Below are 9,347 nucleotides of genomic sequence, written 5' to 3' on the forward strand. Positions count from 1 at the left end.
TACCAATAATGTCGAACGCTTCTCTCTGAGTGATAAGATTTTTGCGTAATTGCCTAGCTGCGTTTATTGGTTGAGAGGTAAGTTCTCGAGCAATTTGCTTTCAACTTTTGTACGGAGATATTCTTCAACTTGAAAAAATTGAACTGCTGTTTTGGCATCAACGTATTTATTAATCTTTTTGTAATACCAATTGAGGTTTCTCTCATACCTCCTTTGAATAGCAAAGCATTTTCAACGATTTGCTTTGTGGCTTTAGGATCATTAGACCCAAAAACATTGGCGTAGGACATCAGAAGGTCTAGACGATCTTGTGCAATCACCTGCCTATCTAGTTCGTAATTGTTGTAATATCCCCAAAATGTGTCTGACTTTTCAGGGGGAATGGTTATTGCTTCCTTGACAAAGTCTTTTTTTACCTTTCCAATTGCACTTTTGATGAGGTCTGCTTCTTGTTTGTACTCTTGTGCTTGAAGTGAAAGGTTTGACATCAAGAAGCCAAAGAGAATTTGAATAATTTTAGTTTTCATGGTTACTAGTTTTTAATGGTTAGTTATTTATTAGTTTTTTTGGTTTTTATTTTTAAGGATTATGGTCGGGATTGGGATGCTGAAATCTCGGGTCAGGATGCATAATCACATTAGGTTTCACTGTGGATGGAGCCATTGTATTGATTTCCATTCCAACATGTGAGTAATACGTTAACGCTCCTACCATGATGAAATTTATTCCTAATCCTAATAGTAAATATAGTAGGCCTTTGGATAGATTTTTGCGCTTTTTTTTCACAATAGAATCATTATCTAATGCAAACCATATTGCGGTGACACCCACCAAAATCCAAGTAAATCCAATTAAATACGTTGTTGAAAAAGGAATTTTTTCTTCCAGCCATCCTGCAACTGGTTCTTCTGGAGGAGCAATGAATATCTTGTACTGTAACCCTGCGACTCCAATCATAATGACCGCTAATCCTATTCCAATAAAAATGTATTTGAAAGAGTTGAAATCAGATAAAATGGTGTAAAGAATCTTTTCATTTTGAATAGAAGAAAAATTGGTTTTTTCTTTCCAGAAGTAAAATGACAACGCAAGTAATATTGCACCAAAAGTGAAACATGGTTCTCCAAACGCCGAATTATCAAATGGATATGTTGGTGCCAATGGCCATGTTAAGGTAGTGTGGACACCTGTAATAAAAAGGATGATCCCTAAAACCCCAAAGTTTATAGCCAATCCTTTTGGATGGATGTCTTGCTTTTGGATGAGTTTAGAAAACAAACTCCACAGAGATAGAAATGCAGCTCCTGCCATCACCGCCATGAAGGAATTATAAAGGTGTATTTTTTCCCAATCTATAATTAAATGGTCTTCCATAGTATTAGTTTTTTGTGTTTATTTCAAGAATCGAAATTTGATATTATTAGTGGTTTAAATAATTGAACCTCGTATTATCAAGAATAAAATGTGCTTTCTTGCTAAATTGTTTACCAAACTTTTCCATCTTCTTTAGGCACGGTAGGCAAATCATCTTGAAATTTCATGGAAGCATGAGTGCCATCACAGAATGGTTTGTTGCTCGATTGCCCACAACGACATAGAGTTTGACGATTTCGGACTTCATAGAATTCACCCGAACTGCTTCTCACAGGTATGCCACCACGAATCATGATGGGTCCACTGCAACGCATCATAATATCTTCAATCAAGCTAACTGAAGGATTTTCAAATGATTCAATCGGTTCTTGTGTTTCATTATCCCACACAATAAGTCTTCCACCAGGACAATGATGTGCCATTTCGAGGGTAAGTTCTTTTGCATTCTCACCTTCTAATTGAACTTCATTCCAGACTCTTTGTCCCGCATCACAAAAACGGGCAAAAGCGCAGAATTTTTCATCATCAGTTAATGACCTTTCTGGCCCTTTGATGAGGATAGATGTTCTGAGTTCTGACTGAAAGGTTGCCGTTTCGGTAAGGTCTATTTGGTTGGGGTCAATATTCTTGTGCGAACCATCACAGTAGGGTTTATTCTTTGATAATCCGCATCTGCAAAGTGCTGTCACTTCTTTTGCGGGATATTCTTCGCCCGATTGATAATTGGTAGAAGTGCCGTTTTCATCAGGCATAATAAATTGTTGAATGATACTTGTGCCACCATGAATGATGATAGGACCATCAAGCATTATTTCGGCATAAATATTTTTGTTGGCTTGTCGGGTGCCAATTTGTATGTTGAGATTGTTATTTTCCATAAACTGTTTTTTTATTAATGATTGGAGAGCTTCAATATTTAAGATAATAGTGTTACCCTTCTATTAATCAAATTGAAAGCGTAAAAGGTCGCTAAATCGATGTCTGTCAATAGCGTAAATGGTCAGCGTGCGGAGAGATTTTCCATATCTCCTTTGGTTACATATAGTCAAATCTATTTAAAATGTCATGCTGACGAAGGAAGCATCTGTATAGATTCTTCGACTCCACTTCGTTCCGCTCAGAATGACAAACAAATATACCATGACAGATTATTAAGATTTAACTATATCTTACTGTTGTAAAGAAGCCAGCAATGTTTCTGCTGCCAATTTTCCAAGTTTGTTTGCAGCAGCAGGGGAGTCACCACTAATGAGTTTACGATCAATATGAGTCTCTCCAATTGGACCAAGACTTAAAATATGGACACCTAATCCTTTCAGTTTTTCACCAAAATGCCAAATTAATTTTCCTGGTAAATAACCTACCGCCTCCATCATGGTGTCAGAGCTATCAGGGAAAGCTTGAATTTTATAATCTTTAAATGGGAAGTTGTCAGGATCTTCATTAAGAGTTAAGGATAATAATGCAGCTGGTCCATGACAGATCGTGATGATATGTTTGTCTTGGTCTAAAAACCACTGCAAAATAGACTTAGTATCTTCGCTGAAAGGAAGGTCAATCAATGCTCCATGACCGCCAGGGATGTATACCGCATAATAATTGGAATTGTCATTCAAGTTGTTGTAAACATCAAGCATGGATAAAGGAAACTCTAATTGCGGTGCATAGCGACTCATCATACTGAGTACAGCTTCATCTTCTTCTGGGATTGCCCCATTCTTCAATTTTTACCGGACGTCCTGTAAGCGTAGCAAAATCTAGTAGGAACCCCGCTTGTTCTAAATGTAGCAACACTACAAAGGTTTCTACTGGATGATTACCCGTATTAAACAACCGTCCGTTTTCACATTCTAGAAAACCATCTTCTGTACATAGTACCAGAATTTTTTTATCATCGCCAGTGTAAGCCTTTTCATACACCGTATAATCATAATTTGTTTTCTTGCTTGTTGCAATTGCTAAGGATGATTTGGATGGATTGTAAGTACCATCTTCATTTTGTTGAGGTTCTGCACCGATAATTTCTTTAAAAGATTTCATATTTATTAGTTTTAAGGTTTTAGTTTTTTTTATTGTGTTTTTGAAATATTACTTTCTAGATGGTTTTAGCATAATTAATCAATAAAAACAGCTTGTTATCAATTGATTGTATGTTTCAATGAAAATTAATATTTCAATATTTTTTATAGTAGTTCTCGTAAATATTTCAGTCCAGATTTAGTAACATCCACCATTTCGCCTGTTCTTCCGTTCCACATCATTTTTGCCATAGAGGTTGCAAACCCTTCAACTTGATTGAAACTAATTTTTGGTGGCATTTCCAGAGCATTAGGATCAGTAAATACACTTACTAATGCTGGTCCTTCATGAGCGAATGCTTCTATAAGTGTGCTTTCTAACTGGTTGCTTTCTGTGACGTTCCAACCTTTAATATTCATAGCTTCGGCGATTTTCGCAAAGTCAGGGTTTACCATATTGGTTTCCCAATCTAAGTAGCCCGCTACTTGCATTTCTAATTTGACCATACCTAAAGCACGATTGTTGAAAATGATGATTTTTGCAGGAATTTTGTATTGACTAAAAGTCATTAAATCACCCATTAACATACTAAACCCACCATCACCACAAAGGGCAACGACTTGTCGCTCCGGATGTGATAACGCTGCTCCCATTGACATAGGCATTGCGTTTGCCATGGAACCATGGTTAAAAGACCCCGTAAGATATCGGTTCTTTCTTCCTTTAATAAATCGCGCAGCCCAAGAAGAGGACATACCTGTATCAACTGTGAAAATGGCATCGTCCGTTGCTAGCTCATTAATTAGATGAGCGACATATTCAGGATTAATTTTTTCCGATTCGGAGTGCTTGTTGGCGTATTCCAAATAGTCTTTTTCTATTTGTTTGTGCAGGTCGGTCATTTTGGTCAGAAAAGAGTCGTCATCTTTGGTTTCAATTAATGGTAATAAGGCTTTAAGCGTAGCTTTAATATCACCACAGAAACCATAGTCGGCTTTGCATTTTCGCCCAAGACGTTCTGGCTTTTCGTCAATTTGAATCAATACATTTTTCTCTGGTAAAAATTCTGAATAAGGAAAATCTGAGCCAAGCATAATCATTGCATCAGCATCGTGCATCGCTTCAAAATTTGACTTCTGTCCTAGTAAACCGCTCAATCCTACCGCAAAAGGATTATCATCTTTGTCATAAAATATTTTTCCCCGAAGTGTAAAACCTATTGGAGATTTTATTTTTTCAGCCAATTCCAGCACTTCTTTTTGAGCATTACGGCTACCATAACCGCAATAAAGCATCACTTTTTTGCTATTATTAATCAAAGAGGCTAGTTGTTGTAAGTCCTCTTCATTGGGTAGCACAACGGGATGGGTGAAAAAATTAAATTCCGAAGAATTGCTCTCGCCTGCTTCCGCAGCAGCAACATCGCCCGGCAAACCAACTACAGCAACTCCTTTGCGACTTATTGCAGCCTGAATTCCGTTATGAAAAGCTTGAATAGCCTGCTGTGGCGTATTGGCCATAAAACAGAATTTGCTACAATCATCAAAAAGTTTAGTAACATTGGTTTCCTGAAAATAATCTGTACCTAACTTTGTCGAAGGAGCTGTTGATGCAATTGCTATGACCGAGTTTCCTGCTCGGTTGGCGTCGTAAAGCCCGTTGATAAGATGTACGTGACCAGGCCCACTACTGCCCATGCAACAACCTATTCCATTAAGTTCTGCGTCCATAGAAGCAGCATATGCCCCTGCTTCTTCGTGTCGAACATGAATCCATTGCAAGCGTCCATCTCTTCGAACAGCGTCGTTTACTGGATTTAAACTATCACCAGTAACAGCGAATATTCTTTTCACGCCAGCATTAACTAGTTTTTCTACTAAAATATCTGATACGTTTTTTGACATAATATGTTATTTAAAAAAAATTAAAACATTTGAAGAATATTAATTAGAGTCCTCCTAAAGTTTGAGATAAACCAAAATCATAGCTAATTTTTATTTTTCATTTGTCCATACTATTCATTATGTTGAATATATGAGTGTGTGTATATCTCAACCAGGTTTCCAAAAGGATCTTCCATGTAAGCCATTTGGTATGGCTTTACTCCTGTAGGGTCTAAAGGCATGATTTCTGTTTTTTGTTTCCCCCCATATTGTAAAATACGCTCGATGCGACTTTCGATATTGGGATCCTGAATACAAAAGTGATGAATACTGGTTACGAAAGGATTGTTTTGAGAAGTTTGAAAACCATTGTTTTTGAACTCAAACATTTCAAAGCCATGTCCATCCGCTGAAACCAAATGTGCAAATGAAAAAGCTCCCCAACCTTTTCCATAGATTTTTCTTCCAATATCGCTTAAGGAATTATTTCCATTTTCTTCTACGTGGATTGGCCCCGAAAGGTAGTACCAACCCATTGCAGAGGTATAAAATTCAATGGCTTTTTCCAAATCAGGAACAGTAATTCCCACATGGGAAAAGCAAACAGGATAAGAATTTTCTCTTGTCATAATCAATGCTATTTGACAGTGTGTAATATTAAACCGATATGAGTGTAATAGTTTAATGCTCCAAAAAGTAATAATGCCCAACCCATTATATTCAGTCCAGCGAAGAGTAATTTATCAATAGTACTTATTTGGAAACTATCTTTGTGTGAATTGAAAAAAAACGAAGGAGTAAGAAAGCTACAAATGCCAACACCCAAAAATATAAGAGAAAGACCCCAAGCTTCTAACCAAGGCCATTTTGAAAAATAACCAGTGATGGGTTCTTGAGGAGGTGCAGCAAAAAATTGAAAATGAACACCAGCAAAAAAAATAGCTGTAAGCATTAGTCCCAATGCATAAAATAAAATGTTGAAAGGAAGAAAACTTGAACTAATTTCTTTTAGTGGATTTTCATTTGCTTTTAGTGCGTCATTATTTTTCCATAAATAAAAAGAAATGAATATTAATAGCATCCCAAAAGCTAAGCAAGGCTCTCCAAATATAATATTGTCCCAAGGAAAACCATCTCCGAGTGGCCAAGTTAGCGTCATATGAATACCCGTGACTGCTAAAACACTTCCTAATACTCCAAAGAGAATACTCCATCCTTGAAACTTGATGGTTTTTTTATCAGTTAATGCCTTACCAAAATTAGCAATAGAAACTAAGGCTACTCCTGTCAGCAATGACATGATAGTATTATAAGTAGGCATATTAGCCCAATCTATTATTAATTTAGATTCGCTCATATTTCAATGTTTAAAATTTCATAAATCGACTACAAACAAATAAAACTTACAGTCTAGATCTTGACCGATCCTTATCTTAATCTAATGTCTACTTTCTAAGAAGCTTCAAAGTAGTTAAGTTTAACTGTATGTTATTGCCCTCAAGTTTTGTAATAGATTAACTTATAGGGTTGATATTTTGTGTAATAGATTCGTCTTGGTTGTTAGCTTCTTTACATGAGTGTGCATCGTTGCGCATTGCTACTAAAACAATGGAGTTGATTAGATAACTTTTCATTTTAATAAAGTCTTAATTATTTTAAAAAAGCCATGATCTTATCTCTTACCTCATCTGGTCTAGTAATAATCATTAGATGTCCAGCCCCGTCCAAATATTCTAAAGTAGCGCGATCTCCAAGGTCCTTTTTAAGATCTACAGCATTGGCTTCAGGAGCAACTTGGTCTTTGCTTCCTTGTAAAATGAGGAACTGAGAATTTCCTTTTGGAGCCCACCACTCACTCAACGGAGTTTTATTACTTGCCCCCATTTCAATAGAGCCTGCATTAGGAGCCAAACTGTTTTTGATCAATTTTGCAGCTTTGGGCGCGTCATTGGGATTGCCCACCATGTATTTAACAGAATTGACCAACTCTTCCTCCGTCACTCCTTTGCTAAAAATCACATTCAATGCTTTTTGGGTGTCCCCTTTAGCTGGAAATTTTCCTCCAGCTGCTATTAATACTACTTTTTGTACCATATCCGGATGATCTGCGGTCATCATTCTGGCTACTCTATTGCCTATCGCATGCCCTACAACGCAAGCTGTAGTTGCATTTTCCGTTTGAAGCACGTTGTAGACGTCATTACCTAAATCATGGAGCGTAAGTCCCTCTGATGGTCCAGTACTATTGCCCGCACCTCTAGGGTTGATAGCAATTACATAATTTCCTTCTGAAGCCAAAGCTTTTGCCAAAGGCATCATATAATTGACATTAAGTGAGCCTCCAGGAAGGAGAGCGACCACAGGACCTTCTTTGTTTCCCAAAGTATAATACTCAATGGTAACGTCATTGAACTCTGTTGTTTTACCTACTGCAACCGTGTCAATTATAGGAGTTGTAGTATTGTTCTCTACTACGACAACTTCTTCTACTACTTCGTTCTTTTTTGGCGATTCTTTGCAAGAGATGACTGTCGTGATAATCATGACGACAGAGAATGTTCCCCTTCTAAAAATTTTCATAGGACGATTCTATTTTTTAAATTGTAGATTAAGCCCTGTGAAAACTTGGAATTGAGGTTGAATTCCTTTACTCAATGCAGCGTATTGTGGTTCGATAAAGATATTGACTGTGGTATGTCCAACTTTCAGTACTTTACCTACCCCTAAAGCATAAGGAATCATGTAACTGTCATTTTTGAAGTCAAAGTACCAAGTAGGGACAGCTCTCAAATAATATCCTTTTCCTACTTGCCACATGAAGAATGGCTGGAAGGCTCCGTTGTTGGTATTAGCTCTGTCTTCGTCACCACCCACAGATGCTTGCCATGTAATCAAGGTTCCCCATTGGAAAACTGGTGATTTTGCATTAAACGCAACAAAGGCGAAACCTAATTGCCATTTACCAGTGCCTAACATATCTTTGCTTGCAGTGGGCATTGTTACATATGGACCAATTCCGACACTTGCAGTTGGTTTGCTTACAAACGTGTAGGCTAAAAATGCATTTAGATCACCTAATCCGTTAGTTGATGTAACGCTACCCATACCATTTGGAGACGCTATTGTGCTTATGGGAGCGGAAGCTCTCAGTAAAAGTCTACCATTGACAAAAGGCTTAGCAAATCTAACCCAGGTGGTATTCATATAAGACTCATCTGGGGCATCTGTCAGCTTTGGTGCATAATAGTTATGAAAGTTTAACGCCGTCATATTGGCTAATGGATTATTAGCTTGCGCCTCTGCATTAATTGATTGTTGAGCAGAAGTAGTCTCGACCGCTTCTTGCGCCTTAAGTCCTATGCCAATAAATAGAAGAAGCCCGAAAGCAAAGAGTTTTTTGAAGGTTCTATTTCCGTATAGAAAAGAATCAAACAAAATGGTTTTCAGTTCGTTTTTATTATTTCGGTTGTGTAAAGTTTGGTTTTTCATGGTAGTTTTTTTTTGACAAAATCGACAGTCTATTTGGACTGTCAGGAGTTTTTAAGTTTAACTAGGTACACTTTTGGGAATTCCCAAATAGATTCTATGATAACTGTAAATCAAGATTGAAGCAGCCTTTTAATCTCAACTAGATTAGTGTGGGGATTGGATGCAACTAAAGCGTTTTGGATAGGGAATAAAAACCTTATTAACCGTAATTAACAAGCTGTAAAGTATTTGTGTTCCCCCAAAAGTGGCTTACAGTGCTTAGTGATTCATAGAATCATAGCACATATACTAACTTATCCGATGTATAGGAGAGGTGATTCCTATCAAGTTTTTTGATAAGTGAATGCTCTAAAACAATCAATCTATCTTCGACTAACATGAAAGTCGATTTTCTTGAATGTTTTAGTTCAAGTCTATCTTTACCGGAGAAATGAAGAGGAAATAATTTTTTGTAGATGTTTCATGGTTGTTTAGTTTTTAGTTTTGATTTCACTAAGTTATGATAATTTTTCATAAAAAAGTCATTTGAGCGTTTTTTTTATTTTTTTCTGTTTCTTTTAAAAAAAAATTATCATTTGATAA

General features: G+C 36.9%; 11 protein-coding genes. 1 reads left to right on the top strand and 10 read right to left on the bottom strand.

Annotated features, from left to right (window positions below; genetic code table 11):
* Positions 1 to 53: 53 nt before the first annotated feature.
* The 3 genes from AC4AGG_RS14045 to AC4AGG_RS14055 form a co-directional block, all read right to left on the bottom strand.
* The gene (locus AC4AGG_RS14045; RefSeq protein ID WP_489772643.1) at positions 54 to 527 is read right to left on the bottom strand and encodes a hypothetical protein; all 474 of its coding nucleotides are present in this window, start codon (positions 525 to 527) and stop codon (positions 54 to 56) included.
* Between the two features lie 52 nt (positions 528 to 579).
* Positions 580 to 1,374 (bottom strand): DUF981 family protein, encoded by a 795-nt coding sequence (locus tag AC4AGG_RS14050; protein ID WP_489772644.1) that lies wholly within the window; start codon positions 1,372 to 1,374, stop codon positions 580 to 582.
* A 110-nt stretch (positions 1,375 to 1,484) separates the two neighbouring features.
* A complete protein-coding gene (locus tag AC4AGG_RS14055; protein WP_489772645.1) occupies positions 1,485 to 2,252 on the bottom strand; it encodes a CDGSH iron-sulfur domain-containing protein in 768 nt (255 codons plus the stop codon).
* A gap of 99 nt (positions 2,253 to 2,351) precedes the next feature.
* Between AC4AGG_RS14055 and AC4AGG_RS14060 the strand changes: the two genes are divergently transcribed.
* Positions 2,352 to 2,555 (top strand): hypothetical protein, encoded by a 204-nt coding sequence (locus AC4AGG_RS14060; RefSeq protein ID WP_489772646.1) that lies wholly within the window; start codon positions 2,352 to 2,354, stop codon positions 2,553 to 2,555.
* On the opposite strand, the gene AC4AGG_RS14065 is transcribed toward AC4AGG_RS14060, so the two are convergent.
* From AC4AGG_RS14065 to AC4AGG_RS14095, 7 genes are all read right to left on the bottom strand, one after another.
* The gene (locus AC4AGG_RS14065; RefSeq protein WP_489772647.1) at positions 2,544 to 3,098 is read right to left on the bottom strand and encodes a type 1 glutamine amidotransferase family protein; all 555 of its coding nucleotides are present in this window, start codon (positions 3,096 to 3,098) and stop codon (positions 2,544 to 2,546) included. The genes AC4AGG_RS14060 and AC4AGG_RS14065 overlap by 12 nt on opposite strands.
* The gene (locus AC4AGG_RS14070; RefSeq protein WP_489772648.1) at positions 3,067 to 3,414 is read right to left on the bottom strand and encodes a type 1 glutamine amidotransferase family protein; all 348 of its coding nucleotides are present in this window, start codon (positions 3,412 to 3,414) and stop codon (positions 3,067 to 3,069) included. Before AC4AGG_RS14070 ends, AC4AGG_RS14065 begins: the two co-directional genes overlap by 32 nt.
* A 143-nt stretch (positions 3,415 to 3,557) precedes the next feature.
* Positions 3,558 to 5,297, bottom strand: a complete 1,740-nt coding sequence (locus AC4AGG_RS14075; RefSeq protein WP_489772649.1) for a thiamine pyrophosphate-dependent enzyme — start codon at positions 5,295 to 5,297, stop codon at positions 3,558 to 3,560.
* Positions 5,298 to 5,407: 110 nt separating this feature from the next.
* Entirely contained in the window at positions 5,408 to 5,905 is a 498-nt protein-coding gene (locus AC4AGG_RS14080) for a VOC family protein (RefSeq protein ID WP_489772650.1), read from the bottom strand.
* Between the two features lie 8 nt (positions 5,906 to 5,913).
* The gene (locus tag AC4AGG_RS14085; RefSeq protein WP_489772651.1) at positions 5,914 to 6,633 is read right to left on the bottom strand and encodes a DUF981 family protein; all 720 of its coding nucleotides are present in this window, start codon (positions 6,631 to 6,633) and stop codon (positions 5,914 to 5,916) included.
* Between the two features lie 293 nt (positions 6,634 to 6,926).
* Positions 6,927 to 7,856, bottom strand: a complete 930-nt coding sequence (locus AC4AGG_RS14090; RefSeq protein ID WP_489772652.1) for an alpha/beta fold hydrolase — start codon at positions 7,854 to 7,856, stop codon at positions 6,927 to 6,929.
* Between the two features lie 9 nt (positions 7,857 to 7,865).
* Positions 7,866 to 8,765, bottom strand: a complete 900-nt coding sequence (locus AC4AGG_RS14095) for a hypothetical protein (RefSeq protein WP_489772653.1) — start codon at positions 8,763 to 8,765, stop codon at positions 7,866 to 7,868.
* Between the last annotated feature and the right edge of the window lie 582 nt (positions 8,766 to 9,347).

The organism is Chryseobacterium sp. CG10_8 (genome assembly GCF_058117085.1).